Below are 17,465 nucleotides of genomic sequence, written 5' to 3' on the forward strand. Positions count from 1 at the left end.
GGATTTTCAGGCAGCGGAACCTTCCGCTGCTTTCCGGGTTCTGGTCTATGTTACCGCGTTGCTACCCGCGGACCTGGCCTTCGCCCTGGACGATCCACTTCGTGGTAGTGAGTTCGGTCAGGCCCATGGGACCACGGGCATGCAGCTTCTGCGTGGAGATGCCCACCTCGGCACCGAGGCCCAGTTCGCCGCCGTCGGTGAAGCGGGTGGAGGCGTTGACGATCACGGCCGCCGAATCAACCTCCGCGATGAAGCGCTCGGCGTTGGCGAGGTTGTTGGTGAGGATCGCCTCGGTGTGGCCGGTGGACCAGGTACGGATGTGCCGGACGGCTTCGTCCAGGCTGTCCACCATCGCGACGGCGAGGTCCAGGTCCATGTACTCCGTTCCCCAGTCCTTATCCGTCGCAGGTTCGGTTTCGATCGTGGCGGGCAGTGCGGCGCTGATGCGCCCGTCCACGTGGAGGCGGACACCGGCACTGCGGAGGGCGGAGGCGACGGCGGGCAGCACCGTTGAGCCGGAATGGACCAGCAGTGTCTCCACGGTATTGCAGACACTGGGCCGCTGCGTCTTGGCGTTGAGCAGGATCTCTACGGCCATGTTCTCGTCGGCGGACTCATCGATGAAGATGTGGACGTTTCCCTCCCCCGTTTCGATCACCGGGACGGCAGAGTTGGTGACCACGGTCTGGATCAGGTCGCGGCCGCCGCGGGGAATCAGGACATCCACCCTGCCCCGGGCCTTCATCAGGACGGTGGCGCCCGCACGTCCGTACTGGTCCACGGTCTGGACCGCGTCGGCGGGCAGCCCGACGGATTCCAGGGCCTCGCGCAGGATGCGGACCAGCACCTGGTTGGTGGCTTCGGCCGCGCTGCCGCCGCGGAGGATGACGGCGTTGCCACTCTTCAGGGCAAGTCCTGCGATGTCGACGGTGACATTGGGCCGTGCCTCGTAGATGGCAGCAACCACCCCCATGGGCACATTGACCTGGCGGAGGCGAAGCCCGTTGGGGAGGGTCTGTCCGCGTACCACGTTGCCCACGGGGTCCGGGAGGCCGGCCAGGTTTTCAAGGGCCGCCACGAGTCCGGCGACGCGGGCGTCGGTGAGGGTGAGCCGGTCCAGGAGGGCAGCGGAGGTCCCGTTGGCCTTGCCCCGCTGCACGTCCATGGCGTTGGCGGCGAGAATGGCGGGGACGTTCTCCTGCAGGGCGGCGCCCACCGCACGGAGGGCACGGTCCTTCCAGGCCCGGTTGGCGGTGGCCATCTTGCGGGCGGCGTGGCGGGCGCGGTCGGTGATGGCGTGGACCGCGGACTCCACCTCGGCGACGGACAGGGGTGCCTGGGCCGATGCCGGTTCAGCTGCGGGACCCGGCTGCGCCTGCGCAGCGGTGGGTCCGGAATGTTCAGCAGCGTGGATCAGGGCGTCAGTCATGATCCAAGTTTAGGCGAGGTGGCAGCTCAGACCAGCACCAGGTCGTCTACATGAACAACTTCACGGTTGTAGCCGCTGCCCATTTCCTCGCCCAGCTCATGCGTTGACCGTCCCAGCATCCGCGGCAGTTCCTCGGATGAGTAGTTCACCAGCCCGCGGGCAATGATGGTGCCGTCGGCTCCGGCCAGCTCAACGGCGTCGCCGGCTTCAAAGTCGCCATGCACCGCGGAGATGCCAGCCGGCAGGAGGGACGTGCGGTGGTGCCGCACAGCGCGGACCGCCCCCTCGTCCAGGACCAGCCGGCCCTGCACCGACGCAACGTGCGCCAGCCACAGGAGTCGGACAGGTTTGCGGGAGCCGTTGACGGAGAACCAGGTGCCTACGTCCTCGCCGTTCAAGGCCGCGGCTGCGTTGGGCGTGGACGTCACCAGGGCGTGGATTCCCGATCCTGCCGCCATGCCGGCAGCCTCCACTTTGGTCATCATGCCCCCGGTACCCACGCCGGCCTTGCCGGACTTGCCAATGGACACGCCCTCGAGGTCGTGCGCGCCGGTGACCAGCGGAATGCGCCGGGCACCCTGGGCGGGCGGCCCGTCATAGAGGGAGTCGACGTCGGACAGCAGTACGAGCGCATCGGCGCGCACCAGGTGGGCCACCAGGGCGGCCAGCCGGTCGTTGTCGCCGAAGCGGATCTCGTGGGTGGCTACGGTGTCGTTTTCGTTGACTACCGGGACCACCCCGAGGTTCAGCAGCCGGTCCATGGCGCGGAGGGCATTGGTGTGCTGGCTGCGCCGCATCAGGTCTTCTGCCGTCAGCAGGACCTGGCTGACGGTGACGCCGTGGGCACCGAAGGCCTGGGTGTACCGGGCCATCAGAAGCCCCTGGCCCACGCTGGCCGCGGCCTGCTGGGTGGCCAGGTCCCGGGGCCGTTTGGCCAGGCCAAGCGGCGCAAGGCCTGCCGCGATGGCCCCTGAGGAAACCAGGATGATCTCGGCGCCGGCATTGCGTTTCGCCGCCAGGGCGTCAGCGAGGGCGGTCAGTGACTCCTCCGAGATGCCGCCCTTGATGCTGGTCAGCGAGGAGGAGCCTACCTTGACCACGATCCGGCGGGCCCCGGCCAGCGCGCTCCTGTCCCCCGCAGGCACGCCGGGTACTGCTGTCATGCCCCTAGAGGTCATCGTCCGCTTCCAGTCCGCTTTCCTTGACGGTCTGGGCGGCACGGCGGCCGCTGACGGACTCGGTCCAGATTCCGGCTTTCCGCTCCGCTTCGAGCTCCGCGCGGGCGGCAGCCTTGGCGTCGCGGCGCTCCTGCTGCTCTTCGCGCTTCTGGCTGCGGGTGGGGCGGTCGCCGATATCGGCGAACCGGACGTCGGTGCCGCGCGGCGAGGCCAGGAGCTCAGCTCCTGCCATCATGGTGGGCTCCCAGTCGAACACCACGCCGTCGTCCTCGCCAATGACCACCGTGTCACCGGGCTTGGCGCCCTGCTTGAACAGTTCGGTTTCAACGCCCAGCCGGGCGAGCCGGTCCGCCAGGTAGCCGATGGCCTCTTCGTTGGTGAAGTCGGTTTGCTTGACCCAGCGCACGGGCTTTTCGCCCAGGACGCGGAACAGCGGTTCCAGGTTCTTTTCCTCGCGGCGGATCTTGAACCCGGTTTCGTTGACGGCACGCGGCCGCAGCACGGCCGGCTGCACCTTGGGCGGGGCCGCAGCCACGGCATCCCGGGCCGCCTTGACGATCTCCGCCATGGCGAAGCCGAGCTGGCGCAGGCCTTCATGGCTCGTGGCGGATACTTCGAAGACGCGGTATCCGCGGGATTCGAGTTCCGGACGCACGAACTCAGCCATGTCCTTGCCATCGGGCAGGTCCACCTTGTTCAGCGCGACCAGCCGCGGGCGGTGGTTCAGGGGAACCACTTCCCCGTCCTGGCCGGCATAGCTCATGTCGACGGCGTACTTCTCGAGCTCACCTTCGATGATGGCGAGGTCCGTGAGCGGGTCACGGTCGGATTCCAGGGTGCCGCAGTCGAGTACGTGGACCAGGGCCGCGCAGCGCTCAACGTGGCGCAGGAAGTTATGGCCCAGTCCCCGTCCCTCGCTGGCGCCTTCGATGAGGCCGGGAACATCGGCGATGGTGAACCGCACTTCGCCGGCCTGCACCACGCCCAGGTTGGGAACCAGGGTGGTGAACGGGTAGTCGGCGATCTTGGGGCGCGCAGCGGACATGGCCGCGATCAGGCTGGACTTGCCGGCGGACGGGAAGCCCACCAGGGCGATATCGGCAATGGACTTCAGTTCCAAGACGACGTCCCGGGAATCCCCTTCGATGCCGAGCAGCGCGAAGCCCGGGGCGCGGCGCTTCTGTGAGGACAGGGCAGCGTTGCCGAGTCCGCCCAGGCCGCCGGCGGCTGCCACGAACTCGGCGCCTTCTCCCACGAGGTCGGCGAGGACTTCGCCGTCCTTGGTTTTGACAACCGTGCCGTCCGGTACGGGCAGGATCAGGGTCTCGCCGTTCTTGCCGCCGCGCCAGTCGCCCATGCCGGGGCCGCCGTTGCTCGCGTGCCGGTGCGGTGCGTGGTGGTAGTCGAGGAGGGTGGTGGTCTGGTGGTCCACGCGAAGGATCACGTCGCCGCCGTTGCCGCCGTTCCCGCCGTCGGGACCGCCGAGGGGCTTGAACTTCTCGCGGTGGACGGAGACGCAACCATGGCCGCCGGTTCCGCCGGATACATGCAGTACTACCCGGTCTACAAAGCTGGCCACGTGGATCTCCTCAGATGCTGTTTATGGGGCGCCCGGGGACGCCACATCGATTGTAATGCTGTTAAAAGAACAGTGGAGCGGACCCTCAGGCCCGCTCCACCGCTTCAGAACTGGTTGTTACTCTGCAGCTGCAGCAGCAACGATGTTGACCACGCGACGACCGCGGCGGGTGCCGAATTCAACGGCGCCCGGGGTCAGTGCGAACAGGGTGTCGTCACCGCCACGGCCAACGCCGGCGCCGGGGTGGAAGTGGGTGCCGCGCTGGCGGACGATGATCTCGCCTGCGGAAACGACCTGGCCGCCGAAGCGCTTGACGCCGAGGTACTGAGCGTTGGAATCGCGACCGTTGCGAGTGGAGCTCGCGCCCTTTTTATGTGCCATCTGAAATGCCTGCCTCTAAATTCTGGGGAATCTGTTGAAATACCTGAACAGTAACCGGTGGTTACTTAATGCCGGTGATCTTGACCTTGGTCAGTTCCTGGCGGTGACCCTGGCGCTTCTTGTAGCCGGTCTTGTTCTTGAACTTCTGGATGACAATCTTAGGACCACGCAGGTCCTGGAGGATTTCAGCCGTAACAGTTACCTTGGCCAGGTCAGCGGCGGCGGAGGTGACCTTGTCACCATCAACCAGGAGCAGTGCGGGCAGCTCGATGGTGCTGCCGGCTCCACCGGCGACGCGGTTCAGGGTAACGAAGTCTCCAACGGAAACCTTCTCTTGGCGGCCGCCTGCGCGGACAATCGCGTACACCACTTGGGAACTCACTTCTCTCGACGTTTATTACAAAATTTGCGTGCGGAACCGACTCAAAAAAGTCAGGGTTCCCGCTGTGCCTCAACGCCGTGGGGTCATAACCCAAGTGTTGGCGTAAGCACCGAAGATCTAGAATACGCTAAATCCATCTACGGCCGCAAATGAGGCTGGTTCCGGCGGCCCGGGTGTGGTAGTAACCACACTCCGGCAGGCAGCACCGCAACCATGAACTCCATCATAGCGGCGGTGCTGCCCGCAGGAGTCAGGAATGGAGCCTCGGCGCGTCGAAGAATTCCACTTCCAGGCGGCAGGACTGCTTGAACGCGGTCACCATGGCCTCCCGCTCGGCGTCCGAGGCCTTCCGGCCAGCTGCGTCCACGATGGCGATGGCGCGGCGCGTTGCTTCGGCAAATCCTTCGTCGGCATACGTCCGCAGCCAGGCCGCGTAGGCGTGCCCCTCCGGCTCCAAGGAGGCAACAAACTGGCCGTGCAGCTTTTCGCCCACCTCGGCGTAGAGCCAGAAGCAGGGAAGGACGGCGGCGGCCAGGACGGCGTAGCTGCCCGACGCCGACGCTGCGGTGAGGTGGTCCACGTAGGCCTTGGTGACGGGGCCGAGGCCGTTCTGGGCGGGCCGGGTGCTGAGCCAGGAACGGTGCAGTTCCGACTCCACCTCCAGGCACTGCTGCGAGGACCCGGCCCAGAACAGCTGTTCCGCTTCCGAGGGAGCCAGGGCGCTGGCGCGGGCCAACACCCGGGAGTATCCGTTCAGGTACAGGGCATCCTGGGCCAGGTAGTAGGCGAAGTCCTTCTCGGGAAGGTCCCCGGCGGCCAGGCCGTGAATGAAGTCCAGGGCGTAGATGTCCGCGAGGTCCTGTTGGGCTTCTGCCCAGAGCCGTGCAGCGAAGCCGCCTTCCGCGGGGGCAGGCCGCACATGGTGGAAGTGGTGCACCGGCCCGTTTCCCTGGCCCACCTCGAGCTGCTCCGAGTTTTCAAGGGCGCCTGCCAGCCATGGCTTGACCGTCCGGAGGGATGCCTCCCAGTCGCCCAAGCGAGCCTGGACGGTGGCCATCGCGGAAGACAGGGAACAGCCGGTGCCGTGGCTGTTGCGGGTGTTGATGCGGTTTCCCGGCACCTCCACCACTTCCTGTGCGAGGAGGCCAGCCGTATTGACCAGCGCATCCGGGCAGTCCGCACCCGCCAGGTGACCGCCCTTGACCAGGATGGTGGCGCCGGTGGCGTCCGCCAGGTGCCGCCCCTGCTCCAGCGCGGCCGCCCAGCTGTCGGCAGGGTCCGCACCCACCAGCATGGCAAGCTCCGGCAGGTTGGGAGTGATGAGGTTGGCCAGGGGCAGCAGGTCCCGGAGCGCGGCCTCGGCGGACTCCTCCAGCAGCCTGTCGCCGCTGGTGGCCACCATGACCGGGTCCAGGACCACGACGGCGGGACGGACCTTCTCCAGCCAGTGCCGGACGGTGCGGATCACGGCCTCGTCCCCCAGCATGCCGATCTTGACGGCGTCGATCGAGATGTCATCGCTGACCGCGTCCAGCTGCTGGGCGAGGAAAGCCACGGGAGGAACGTGGACGGACTGCACGCCGCGGGTGTTCTGTGCCGTCAGGGCGGTAATGGCAGCCATGCCGTATCCGCCGTGGGCGGCAATGCTTTTCAGGTCGGCCTGGATGCCTGCGCCCCCGGACGGGTCGGAGCCGGCGATGGACAGGACCCGCGGGACGTCCCGGCCGGTGGGCAGCCCGGTGCGGACGGAGGAGGCAGCTGGCAGGGGCATGGAAAGGGTCGAAGACAAGAGACATCCCTTCGCCGGTACTAGCCGGACAGGTTCAACGGGTCTGGATCTCAGCCGGCCTGCTGCGCGGCACCCCGTGTCGGTTCCTACCCTAGCCCGTGCGCCGCAGCCGGGGAAAAGGGTGACAACGGCCGCCGCAGAATAGACCGCCCCGGAACAGCAGGAATCCCCGCCCCGCACGGTCCACCCGGAAATCCCGGTGGACCGATGCGCAGGACGGGGATTCCTGGCTGGACGCTCCTGTGGCTAGAGTTCCGAGGCAGGCACCCCGACGCCGAGGATGATGGGTTCCTCGGCCGCCTTGCGCGGTTCCGGCTGGTCCTTCGCCGGTTCGGGGGCCTTGGCTGCGTGCGAGTGCCCACCGGCATCAGCCTGGACGTTTTCATGGTGCTGGACAGCGGTCTCGTTGGCGGAACCCTGGGCACGGCTGGCGGCCCGGTGGCGCCGGGGCCGGCGTTGCCGGGACTGCTCCAGCGTGTGGTCCGAATAGTCCTTTTCAGGCGACGCCTCAGGAGCGGCACCGGCGCGGCCTTCTGCCGTCCCGCCGTCGGCCTGCCCTTCCGGCGCGACCTCTCCTGCTGCCTGCACGGCCTCTGCCTGCCTGGCAGGGGCGTTCTCCACGGGGGAAGCCGGCTGGCCCAGGTGGGCGAATGCTTCCGCAAGCCGGTCCAGCGTCAGGGCAGGCTTCGGATGCTGTTCCCCGGCGTGCTCCACGAACGGAAGAGGGACTTCCTCGCCGCCGAACGTGAGGACGGCTGCGGGACGTGCCGGGGCATCGGCGTCGTGCGTCTCCTCAACGGGTACCGGCGCAGGCTCCACGGACGGCACCTGCCGGGCTGCCGCCACCTCGTCGTCGTGCAGGTGGGCTGCATGGGCGGCAGCGGCGATGTTTGCGAGGGCAAGCCTGGTGGCCTCCGCCTTGGCGTGCCGCTCGGCGTCGGACGGGTCCGGCTGGACGGTGTGGACATGCACGGCAGGTGCCGGGGCAGCCTCGGGCTGCTGGCCGCCGCGTCCGCGCCGCCGCTTGCGTTCGGTCCGGACACCGGGCTGGCCGTTGTCGTTCCGCTGCGCTTCCGGGCGCGTTTCCGCCCGGGCTTCGGGCCGGTTGTCGGTGCGCTGGACGTGGTGCTCGGCCGCCACGATGTTGGCCCGGCGGTGCTCCACGGGATCGTCATGGGTCACGACGCCCCGGCCGGCGCAGGCCTCGCACTGCTCGCCGAACACTTCGAGCAGGCCGGTGCCCATGCGCTTGCGGGTCATCTGGACCAGGCCGAGTGAGGTCACTTCGGCAACCTGGTGCTTGGTCCGGTCCCGGCCCAGGCACTCCACCAGGCGGCGCAGGACCAGGTCGCGGTTGGATTCGAGCACCATGTCGATGAAGTCGATCACGATGATGCCGCCGATGTCGCGAAGCCGGAGCTGGCGCACCACTTCCTCGGCCGCTTCGAGGTTGTTCTTGGTGACGGTTTCCTCAAGGTTGCCGCCGCTGCCGGTGAACTTGCCCGTGTTGACGTCCACAACGGTCATGGCCTCGGTGCGGTCGATCACCAAGGAGCCGCCGGAGGGCAGGAAGACCTTCCGTTCGAGGGCCTTGTGGATCTGCTCGTCGATGCGCCAGGCCGAGAAGATGTCCTGGTCCTTGGTCCACTTCTCGAGCCGCCCCACGAGGTCCGGCGCCACGTAGGTGACGTAGGCCTCGATGGTGTCCCAGGCTTCCTCACCGGAAACGATGAGCTTGGAGAAGTCTTCGTTGAAGACGTCGCGGACCACCTTGATTGTGAGGTCGGGTTCGCCGTAAAGGAGCTCGGGGGCCAGGATCTTGGTGGACGTGGACTGGCTTTCGATGCCTTCCCACTGTGCGCGCAGCCGGTTGATGTCGTGCGTGAGCTCTTCCTCGGAAGCGCCCTCGGCAGCGGTGCGGACAATGACGCCGGCGTGTTCGGGCAGCCGGTCCTTGAGGATCCGCTTGAGCCGGTTGCGTTCGACGTCGGGCAGCTTGCGGGAGATGCCCGTCATGGAACCGCCGGGGACGTACACCAGGTAGCGGCCGGGCAGGGAGATCTGGCTGGTGAGGCGGGCACCCTTGTGGCCCACGGGGTCCTTGGTGACCTGCACCAGCACGGTGTCGCCGGACTTCAGTGCGTTTTCGATGCGGCGCTGCTTGCCCTCGAGGTTGACTGCTTCCCAGTTGACCTCGCCCGCGTACAGGACGGCGTTGCGGCCGCGTCCAATGTCCACGAACGCCGCTTCCATGGACGGCAGCACGTTCTGGACCTTGCCGAGGTACACGTTGCCGATCAGCGAATCCTGCTGGGTCTTGGACACGAAGTGCTCGGCCAGGACGCCGTCTTCGAGGACGCCGATCTGGATTCTGTCATCGCGCTGGCGCACGATCATCTGGCGGTCCACGGACTCGCGGCGCGCCAGGAACTCGGCCTCGGTGATGACAGTCCGGCGCCGGCCCGTGTCGCGGGATTCGCGGCGGCGCTGCTTCTTGGCCTCCAGGCGGGTGGAGCCCTTGACGCTGGTCACGCGGTTGCTCACGGGCGCTTCAGTGACAGCACGCGGCGCGCGGACCCGGGTGACCGTGTTGGGCGGATCATCGTCCCCGCCGCCCGTGAGCTCAAGGTCCTGGTCCCCGCGGCGGCGGCGACGGCGGCGGCGCGACGTCACGCCGTCTTCCACCTGGCCGGCTGCGTCTTCGTCAGACTCGTCCTCAGCATCGGAACTGCTGTCCTCGTTATCCTCCTCCGCCGTACCACCGATACGGCTGCGGCCCCTGCGGCCACGGCTGCGGCGACGGCGGCGGCCGGAGGAATCCTCGACGTCTTCGGATTCTTCTTCCTCGGGCTCCGCGGCTGCGGGCGCCGCGGGCCGGACTACAGTGCTGAGGTCCGGCGCCTGGAAGAGTACTGACGTGGGGGAAGCGGGTTCCAGGAAGAGGGAACCGAAGGGGCTGGCGGCAGCGGCGGCCTCGCCGTCTTCCACTGCCGGCGCTTCCGTGGGCTGCTCCTGTGCGGGGGCGCCTGCCACCGCAGGACCTGCTTCCTGCCCGGCGGATCCGTTCGCCTGCTCCACGTTCTGTTCCGCGACTTGGTCAGCGGCTTCCGGCAGCACGGCTTCCGGGGCTGCGGCAGCTTCAGGGGCTGCGGCTGCAGGTGTTTCGTCAGCCGTTGCCGCGGAGTCACCTGTGGGGGCGGCGACCGGGGAGGCAGCCTTGCGGGTGGCTACCCGACGGCGGCGGACGGGCTTGGTTTCGGGATCTGCCGTTGCATCCTGGGCAGGAACGGCAGGGCTTTCGGCGGCAGGGTCCTGAATGGCGGCCGGTGCGTCAACGGCCGCCACTTCGGCAGCAGGCTCCACGTCAGCGGCGAAGGCAGGCAGCGGTTCGGCGGTGTCGGCCTTCTTCCGGGCCCGGGTTCGCCGGGCGGGGGCCTTCTGCGCGGTGCCGGCTTCTTCGGCAGCGGTTGCTTCCACGGCGGTTGCTTCGACCGCGGCTTCTTGACCGGCCGGGTCTTCACCGGGGGCCGAAGCGGCGTCCGGTCCGCTGGTCATGGCATCCGCGGGAGCTTCCCCGGTTTTTGTTGCCGCTTTGCGGCGGGTCCGCGGAGCCCTCTTGGGCGCAGCAGCCGCTGCTTCGTCGTTAACGGCCAGTTCCTGATCATTGTCCATATGTGGCAACACTCCTGCCCCTGACGTACCGCCACATCCGGCACCCATTGGGGCACATATTGTCAACACCCGCAGGCATTGACAGAAGTCAAGTGGATACTCCCAGGTTCGCACCGTCATTGGGGTGCGGCAGCCCGTGGGAGCCGGCGGATGTTCTGAAAACCCGTTGTTCTGCGTGCTACAACCAGGTGCCGCCCAATGGAGTCGCGGGTTTGCCGGAAGAATCCGAAGCCTGCCCTGCTCATCATTGGCGGTCTTGGGAACAAACCACCGGACCGGAGTCCGAATGTGGATCGGCTTCCAGCCACGTCCATTCTCTCACACCCGCGCCGGATCGCCGCGGAAGCGGGCGTTGCTGTTCCTTTGCCTGTGTGGTGGCTCCAGCCGCCGGCGTTACAATCAGGCACAGGAGCACCGGACGAAAAGGACGCAACACCCATGCCCAGCATCTCCCCCGTCAGCGCCCACGAGCAGGAACGGGCCGCCGAGCCGCAAACCAGCGCCGCCGGAAGCCTTCCGCGGATGGCCCGGAACCGGCCCTTCGGCTGGCTGCTGGTCATCACCGGCATCGTCGGCTGGTTTGCCTCCGGAACCCTGGTCCTGGAAAAACTCGAAGTACTCAAGGACCCCAACCACACCACTGTGTGCGATGTGAATCCCTGGATCTCCTGCGGCCAGGTCATGCAGACCTGGCAGAGTTCCCTGTTCGGCTTCCCCAACATGTTCATCGGAATCGTGGCCTTCGCCATTACCATCACGGTGGGCATGGCCCTGCTGTCGGGTGCGGCCTTTGCCCGCTGGTACTGGCTCGGGCTGCAGGCCGGAGTCACGCTCGGCTTCGCGTTCGTCGTATGGCTGTGGTCCCAGGCCCTGTACTCCATCCACATCCTGTGCCCGTTCTGCATGATCGTCTGGGCTGCCATGATCCCGCTCTTCGTGTGGACCACCATCCGGAACATCACGGCCGGCGTCCTCCCCATGCCGGCGGGTGCGGCCCGCGTCCTGGGCGATTCCGGCTGGATCATCACGGCGCTGCTGTACGTGGCCGTCATCGCCACCATCTTCTTCGCGTTCATCCAGGTGTTCGCAGGGACCTCCGGGTTCTAGCAGGCTGCTCCCCCGGCAACCCCGCCGTCACCTGCTCCACCTGACAGCTAAGGCCAATGTTCAAAAGAACATTGGCCTTAGCTGTCATTTCACCTGGCTTACTGGAACCAGATCTTGATCTCCCGGTCCGCCGACTCAGTCGAGTCGGAGCCGTGCACCAGGTTCTGCTGCACCTTCAGGCCCCAGTCCCGGCCGAAGTCGCCGCGGATGGTGCCGGGAGCCGCCGTGGTGGGGTCCGTGGTGCCCGCCAGGGAGCGGAAACCTTCGATGACGCGGTGGCCTTCGAAAATAGCCGCCACTACGGGGCCGCTGAGCATGAATTCCACCAGGGGCTCGTAGAACGGCTTGCCCACGTGCTCCTCGTAGTGCTGCTCGAGGAGCTCACGGGTGGCGTCAACCTTCTTCAGCTCGGCAAGGCTGTAGCCCTTGGCTTCGATACGGGCCAGGATGGCCCCGGTCAGGTTACGGGCGACGCCGTCGGGCTTGATCAGGACGAGGGTGCGCTCAGTGGTCACAACTGCTCCAATGCGTTGGTGGGGTTTCGGGTCAAGTCTACGGGGACAGGCTTACGGGGTCTGCGGTTGGCCGGGACCCGCGGCCTGGTCCGGGTGGGTGGCTTCCCATTCGGCCTGTTCGCGGGCGCGCTGGGCGGCTTCCCGGTCCAGCCGGATGCCGGTCCGGATTCCGTACCACCAGGCCAGCGCAAAGAGGGCGCCCACCAGGAACATGGCCGGCTCGAAAATGCCGGTGAGGATCAGGACAAGCTGCAGGATCCACCCCAGGCCGATGCCCCAGGGCTTGTTGAGGACTGCGCAGGCGAAGATCATGACCACGCTGAGGCCGATGCCGACGCCGAGGATCAGGGCGGGCGGGAACTCCCCGCGGCGCAGGCCGAACACCACCAGGGTGGCGAAGAACATGACAAACGCCTCGAGCAGCAGCACGGTTGAGGCGAACATGACCTTGGTGGAACGCCGCTTCTTGGGCATGCCGGGCCGCCACTCGCGCTGGGCTTTTGTCAGTCTGGCCATGGTCATGCCTCCGTTTTTCCGAGCAGGATCCGGGCCTCGGCCACCAGGGTGATCGATCCGGTGACCAGGACGGCCCCGGAGAGGTCATCATTGGCTTCAGCCCGCTCCACGGCCCATTCCAGGGCGTCATCCAGTTTCTCGGCGATGTGGACGTTGTCCTCGCCGAAGCCGAGGTCGATGGCAAGCTCTGCCAGTTCCGCTGCCGGTACGGCGCGCGGTGAGTTGGACTGGGTGAAGCAGTACTCCACGGCCACGTCCCCCAGGGATTCCTTGAGCTGGCGGAGGATTTCTTCGGCGTCCTTCTCCTTGAGCACCCCGACCACTGGAACCAGCCGGGTGAAGGTGAATGCTTCGTGCAGGGCGGCAGCCGAGGCCTTGATGCCGTCGGGGTTGTGGGCAGCATCCACGATGATGGTGGGCGCGGTCCGCGCCACTTCGAGGCGCCCGGGTGACGTCACTGCGGCGAAGCCTTCCTGCAGGACCTCGAAGTCGAGTTCCTTTTCGCCGCCGAAAAATGCTTCCAGGGCTGCCACGGCCACGGCGGCGTTCTGCGCCTGGTGGGCGCCGTGCAGCGGTACCAGCAGGTCCGGGTAGCGGCCGGCGATCCCCTGGACGGTGACCATCTGCCCGCCCACGGCCACGGTCCGTGACTCGACGCCGAACTCAACGCCCTCGAAGCGGAAGGGCACGCCCACTTCCTTGGCCTTTTCCAGCAGCACCTGGGCCGCGTCAAGGGGTTGCGCTGCGCTGATGAGGTAGCCGCCGGGCTTGATGATGCCGGCCTTTTCGTAGGCGATGTCCTCGGTGGTGTCGCCCAGCAGGTCCGTATGGTCCAGCGAAATCGGCGTCACCACCGATACCTGGCCGTCGCCCACGTTGGTGGCGTCGGTGATGCCGCCAAGGCCCACTTCGATGATGGCCACGTTGACGGGCTGGTCGGCGAAGATGGCGAAGCCCAGGATGGTGAGGCACTCGAAGTAGGTCAGCCGGGGCTGCCCTTCGGCTTCCAGCTCGGCGTCCACGATCTGCAGGTAGGGCCGGATTTCGTCCCAGATCCTGACGAACGTCTCATCGGACACGGGGTGTCCGTCGATGCTGATCCGTTCGGTGACCTTGGACAGGTGCGGGCTGGTGTAGCGTCCCGTGCTCAGGCCATGGGCGCGGAGCACGGATTCGATCATCCGCGACGTGGAGGTCTTGCCGTTGGTTCCGGTGACATGGATGATCGGGTACGCCTTGTTGGGCTCGCCGAGCACGTCCATGGCGCGGAACAGCGGCGCAAGGCGGGGCTCCATCTTGTTTTCCGGCGCCCGTCCCAGGAGTTCGGCGTAGACGCTTTCCACGGAGAATTCGTCGGTCATGTCTTAGGCCTCCACTTTTTCGACGGCGACGGCGGGTTCGGACACGTCGCCCGGCCCGGCGGCCAGCTCCACCGTCAAGGTTTCGCCCTTGACCAGTTCAGCATTGGCCAGCAGGGCATCCACCACGTTCTGCTGCGCCGTGACGGTGGTCCGGATCCGGTCGCTGACGTTGAGTCCGGCGTCCTTGCGGGCCTGCTGGATGGCGCGGACCATGTCGCGTGCCAGGCCCTCGGCCTCCAGTTCAGGGGTGACCTCGGTGTTCAGGACCACGAAGCCGCCGCCGGGCAGCACGGCAACAGCGGCAGAACCGCCCTCGGACTCTGCCACCACCGTCTCCAGCGTGTACTCCTGGGGCTCCAGTTGCAGCCCACCCGCGGTGACCACACCGGCGTCGTCCACGGACCAGTCGCCGGACTTGGAACCCTTGATGGCCACCTGGACGTTCTTGCCCAGGCGCGGGCCGGCGGCACGGGCATTCACCACCAGCTTCTGCTGGATGCCGAATTCCTCAGGGGAAGCGGTGGCTGCGTCGAGCAGGCGGACGGAGCGGAGGTTGAGCTCATCGGCGACGACGGCGGCGAAGCCTTCCAGCGCATCCGCCCCGGGTGCCACGACGGTGAGTTCCTGGAGGGGAAGGCGGACGCGCAGGTTGGCTCCCTTGCGGAGCGAGGACCCGGTGGAGCAGATCTGCTGGACCCGGTCCATTGCCTCCACCAGGGCCGGGTTGGCCGGGAAGAGGTCAGCCTCCGGCCAGTCAGCCAGGTGCACGGAGCGGCCGCCGGTCAGGCCGCGCCAGATCTCCTCAGAGACCAGGGGCAGCAGCGACGCAGCAGCACGGGTGACGGTCTCCAGCGCTGTGAACAGGGCGTCGAAGGCGTCCTGGTCCTCGTCGAAAAAACGCTGCCGGCTGCGGCGGACGTACCAGTTGGTGAGCATGTCCAGGTAGCTGCGCAGCGAGTCGCAGGCGCCGGAGATGTCATAGGTGTCCAGCTGCACAGTCATGTTCCGCACCAGGTCGCCGGTGTTGGCCAGCAGGTACTGGTCCAGGGTGTCCGCATACCCGTCGTAGCGCAGCTTCGCATCGTAGCCCTGTCCTGCGGCAGCAGCGTTGGTGTACAGGGTGAAGAAGCTGTACACGTTCCACAGCGGCAGGATGACTTGGCGGACGCCGTCGCGGATGCCCTGCTCGGTGACGATCAGGTTGCCGCCGCGCAGGATGGGGCTGGACATGAGGAACCAGCGCATGGCGTCGGAGCCGTCGCGGTCCAGGACCTCGGACACGTCCGGGTAGTTGCGCAGGCTCTTGGACATTTTCTGGCCGTCGGAACCCAGGACGATGCCGTGGCTGATGACGTTGCGGAACGCCGGCCGGTCGAACAGCGCCGTGGACAGGATGTGCAGCATGTAGAACCAGCCGCGGGTCTGCCCGATGTATTCGACGATGAAGTCAGCCGGGTTGTGGGTGTTGAACCAGGCCTCGTTCTCGAACGGGTAATGCACCTGGCCATACGGCATGGAGCCGGAGTCGAACCAGACGTCCAGGACGTCCTCCACGCGGCGCATGACGGACTGGCCTTCTTCGGGCGTGCGGGGGTCGTCCGGGTTGGGCCTGGTGAGCTCGTCGATGAACGGGCGGTGCAGGTCCACTTGTCCGTCCTTGTTCAGCGGCAACCGGCCGAAGTCGGCTTCGATTTCCGCCAAAGAGCCGTAAACGTCCGTGCGGGGGTATTCGGGGTCCGTGGACTGCCACACCGGGATGGGGCTGCCCCAGTAGCGGTTGCGGCTGATGGACCAGTCGCGGGCGTTGGCGAGCCACTTTCCGAACTGGCCGTCCTTGACGTTGCCGGGGATCCAGTTGATCTCCTGGTTCAGTTCGGACATGCGGTCCTTGAACTTGGTGACCTCCACGTACCAGGAGGACACCGCGCGGTAGATCAACGGGTTGCGGCAGCGCCAGCAGTGCGGGTAGCTGTGCTCGTAGCTGGCCTGGCGGACCAGGCGGCCCTGGGCGCGGAGCACCTGGGTGATGGGCTTGTTGGCTTCGAAGACCTGCAGTCCCACGATGTCGTGGAGGTCGCCGTGCTTGAACAGGGGCAGGAACTTTGCTCCCTCGTCCACGGAGAGCACCACGGGGATGCCTGCCTCCTCGCAGACCTTCTGGTCGTCCTCACCATAGGCGGGCGCCTGGTGGACGACGCCGGTGCCGTCCGTGGTGGTGACGTAGTCGGCCACCACGAAGCGCCAGGCGTTCTCCATACCGTACTTCTCGTTGTCGGCGAAGTCGTCCCACAGCCGCAGGTATTCCAGCCCTTCCAGCTCGGCGCCGGTGTGGGTGGAGACGACGGCGGCTTCCGCTTCCTCGAAGCTGTCGTAGCCCAGGTCCTTGGCGTAGCTGCCCAGCAGGTCCGCTGCGAGCAGGAAGCTCCCGGTGACGGGGGCGTCGGCGGAGGCCGCCTTGATTCCGTTGGGGCCGGCGGGCAGCACGGCGTAGGTGATGGAAGGCCCGACGGCGAGCGCGGCGTTGGTGGGCAGCGTCCAGGGGGTGGTGGTCCAGGCGAGGGCCTGCACGCCAGCAAGCTCCTTGGAAACCTCCGACTCCCCCGCGAGGATGGGGAACGTGACGGTGACGGTCTGGTCCTGGCGGTTCTTGTAGACGTCGTCGTCCATGCGCAGCTCATGGTTGGACAGCGGCGTTTCGTCTTTCCAGCAATACGGGAGGACGCGGTAGCCGTTGTAGGTCAGGCCCTTGTCGTGCAGCTGCTTGAACGCCCACAGGACCGATTCCATGTACTCGACGTTGAGGGTCTTGTAGTCGTTGTCGAAGTCCACCCAGCGGGCCTGGCGGGTGACGTAGCTGCGCCATTCGTCGGCGTACTTCATCACCGAGGCGCGGCAGGCGTCGTTGAACTTGTCGATGCCCATGGCTTCGATCTGGGTCTTGTCCGTCATGCCCAGTTGCTTCATGGCCTCGAGCTCGGCGGGCAGGCCGTGGGTGTCCCAGCCGAAGCGGCGCTCCACGCGTTTGCCGCGCTGGGTCTGGTAGCGGCCCACGAGGTCTTTGGCGTAGCCGGTGAGGAGGTGTCCGTAGTGCGGCAGGCCGTTGGCGAAGGGCGGGCCGTCGTAGAACACGAATTCGTTGCTGCCGGGCTCGCCGCCGGGGGCGTCGGCACTGCGCTGGTCGATGCTGGCCTGGAAGGTGCCGTCCTGGTCCCAGTACTTCAGGATGCGTTCTTCGATCTCCGGGAACTTCACGGAGGCGGAAACGCCGGCGCTGCCCTTGGAAGCGGTGCTGGAGGCCGAGGCCTTGGGGTAAAACGTCATGTTCGACATCCTGGGTTGAGCGTGGTGAACCCCGGCAGGGCCGGATGTTCCGTTCAGGATGCGAGGACGGCTTCCGTGCCGTCTTTGAAAGACTTCACGCCCACCGCGGTACCACCTCACTTACCGGCGCCGCGTGTCTTCCGCAAGGAACACGCGCTGCTCCGGCCTCTCATTACTGCTGTGACGGGCTTACCCGTCCGGTTCTACTGGCGCGGCCACTCTTTGCCTGGGCCGC

12 protein-coding genes and 1 riboswitch are annotated in these 17,465 nt (G+C 66.9%); of the genes, 1 reads left to right on the forward strand and 11 read right to left on the reverse strand.

The window, feature by feature from the left end; genetic code table 11:
• Nucleotides 1–61 precede the first annotated feature (61 nt).
• The 7 genes from AC1DIP_RS08725 to AC1DIP_RS08755 all read right to left on the reverse strand — a co-directional run bounded on the left by AC1DIP_RS08725 (nucleotide 62) and on the right by AC1DIP_RS08755 (nucleotide 10,410).
• Nucleotides 62–1,429, reverse strand: coding sequence for a glutamate-5-semialdehyde dehydrogenase (locus AC1DIP_RS08725; RefSeq protein ID WP_477733505.1), 1,368 nt, complete (start codon nucleotides 1,427–1,429; stop codon nucleotides 62–64).
• 26 nt (nucleotides 1,430–1,455) lie between these two features.
• The gene (gene proB, locus AC1DIP_RS08730; protein ID WP_477733506.1) at nucleotides 1,456–2,592 is read right to left on the reverse strand and encodes a glutamate 5-kinase; all 1,137 of its coding nucleotides are present in this window, start codon (nucleotides 2,590–2,592) and stop codon (nucleotides 1,456–1,458) included.
• A gap of 4 nt (nucleotides 2,593–2,596) precedes the next feature.
• A complete protein-coding gene (gene obgE / locus AC1DIP_RS08735) occupies nucleotides 2,597–4,186 on the reverse strand; it encodes a GTPase ObgE (RefSeq protein WP_477733507.1) in 1,590 nt (529 codons plus the stop codon).
• A 117-nt stretch (nucleotides 4,187–4,303) separates the two neighbouring features.
• Nucleotides 4,304–4,567, reverse strand: a complete 264-nt coding sequence (gene rpmA / locus AC1DIP_RS08740) for a 50S ribosomal protein L27 (RefSeq protein WP_009372867.1) — start codon at nucleotides 4,565–4,567, stop codon at nucleotides 4,304–4,306.
• A 61-nt stretch (nucleotides 4,568–4,628) separates the two neighbouring features.
• Nucleotides 4,629–4,937: a 50S ribosomal protein L21 gene (gene rplU / locus AC1DIP_RS08745; protein WP_003803420.1), complete on the reverse strand. Its 309-nt coding sequence runs from the start codon at nucleotides 4,935–4,937 to the stop codon at nucleotides 4,629–4,631.
• 262 nt (nucleotides 4,938–5,199) lie between these two features.
• Complete coding sequence (gene thiD, locus AC1DIP_RS08750; RefSeq protein WP_477733531.1) at nucleotides 5,200–6,720, reverse strand: bifunctional hydroxymethylpyrimidine kinase/phosphomethylpyrimidine kinase; 1,521 nt, start codon at nucleotides 6,718–6,720, stop codon at nucleotides 5,200–5,202.
• A 7-nt stretch (nucleotides 6,721–6,727) separates the two neighbouring features.
• A riboswitch (TPP riboswitch) is annotated at nucleotides 6,728–6,825 on the reverse strand.
• A 159-nt stretch (nucleotides 6,826–6,984) separates the two neighbouring features.
• Nucleotides 6,985–10,410, reverse strand: coding sequence for an Rne/Rng family ribonuclease (locus AC1DIP_RS08755; RefSeq protein WP_477733508.1), 3,426 nt, complete (start codon nucleotides 10,408–10,410; stop codon nucleotides 6,985–6,987).
• Nucleotides 10,411–10,848: 438 nt separating this feature from the next.
• On the opposite strand from AC1DIP_RS08755, the gene AC1DIP_RS08760 reads away from it, so the two are divergent.
• Nucleotides 10,849–11,517 carry a vitamin K epoxide reductase family protein gene (locus AC1DIP_RS08760; RefSeq protein ID WP_477733509.1) on the forward strand — a complete coding sequence of 223 codons (669 nt, stop codon included), beginning with the start codon at nucleotides 10,849–10,851 and terminating at the stop codon, nucleotides 11,515–11,517.
• Between the two features lie 98 nt (nucleotides 11,518–11,615).
• On the opposite strand, the gene ndk is transcribed toward AC1DIP_RS08760, so the two are convergent.
• From ndk to ileS, 4 genes are read right to left on the reverse strand one after another with little or no spacing between them, the layout of a single operon-like run.
• Entirely contained in the window at nucleotides 11,616–12,032 is a 417-nt protein-coding gene (ndk, locus tag AC1DIP_RS08765) for a nucleoside-diphosphate kinase (protein WP_387565024.1), read from the reverse strand.
• 51 nt (nucleotides 12,033–12,083) lie between these two features.
• On the reverse strand, nucleotides 12,084–12,548 hold the full coding sequence (locus tag AC1DIP_RS08770) for a DUF4233 domain-containing protein (RefSeq protein WP_477733510.1): 465 nt from the start codon (nucleotides 12,546–12,548) through the stop codon (nucleotides 12,084–12,086).
• 2 nt (nucleotides 12,549–12,550) lie between these two features.
• Complete coding sequence (locus AC1DIP_RS08775) at nucleotides 12,551–13,909, reverse strand: bifunctional folylpolyglutamate synthase/dihydrofolate synthase (protein WP_477733511.1); 1,359 nt, start codon at nucleotides 13,907–13,909, stop codon at nucleotides 12,551–12,553.
• A 3-nt stretch (nucleotides 13,910–13,912) separates the two neighbouring features.
• The gene (gene ileS / locus AC1DIP_RS08780; protein WP_477733512.1) at nucleotides 13,913–17,230 is read right to left on the reverse strand and encodes an isoleucine--tRNA ligase; all 3,318 of its coding nucleotides are present in this window, start codon (nucleotides 17,228–17,230) and stop codon (nucleotides 13,913–13,915) included.
• Nucleotides 17,231–17,465: the final 235 nt, after the last annotated feature.

The sequence above is a fragment of the Pseudarthrobacter sp. 05T312 genome, assembly GCF_056396685.1.

Coding starts and splice junctions, on each gene's coding strand:
- proB (WP_477733506.1), bottom strand. CDS start 2,592: ATGACAGCAGTACCCGGCGTGCCTGCGGGGGACAGGAGCGCGCTGGCC.
- rpmA (WP_009372867.1), bottom strand. CDS start 4,567: ATGGCACATAAAAAGGGCGCGAGCTCCACTCGCAACGGTCGCGATTCC.
- AC1DIP_RS08770 (WP_477733510.1), bottom strand. CDS start 12,548: ATGGCCAGACTGACAAAAGCCCAGCGCGAGTGGCGGCCCGGCATGCCC.
- AC1DIP_RS08775 (WP_477733511.1), bottom strand. CDS start 13,909: ATGACCGACGAATTCTCCGTGGAAAGCGTCTACGCCGAACTCCTGGGA.
- AC1DIP_RS08755 (WP_477733508.1), bottom strand. CDS start 10,410: ATGGACAATGATCAGGAACTGGCCGTTAACGACGAAGCAGCGGCTGCT.
- AC1DIP_RS08760 (WP_477733509.1), top strand. CDS start 10,849: ATGCCCAGCATCTCCCCCGTCAGCGCCCACGAGCAGGAACGGGCCGCC.
- ileS (WP_477733512.1), bottom strand. CDS start 17,230: ATGACGTTTTACCCCAAGGCCTCGGCCTCCAGCACCGCTTCCAAGGGC.
- thiD (WP_477733531.1), bottom strand. CDS start 6,720: ATGCCCCTGCCAGCTGCCTCCTCCGTCCGCACCGGGCTGCCCACCGGC.
- AC1DIP_RS08725 (WP_477733505.1), bottom strand. CDS start 1,429: ATGACTGACGCCCTGATCCACGCTGCTGAACATTCCGGACCCACCGCT.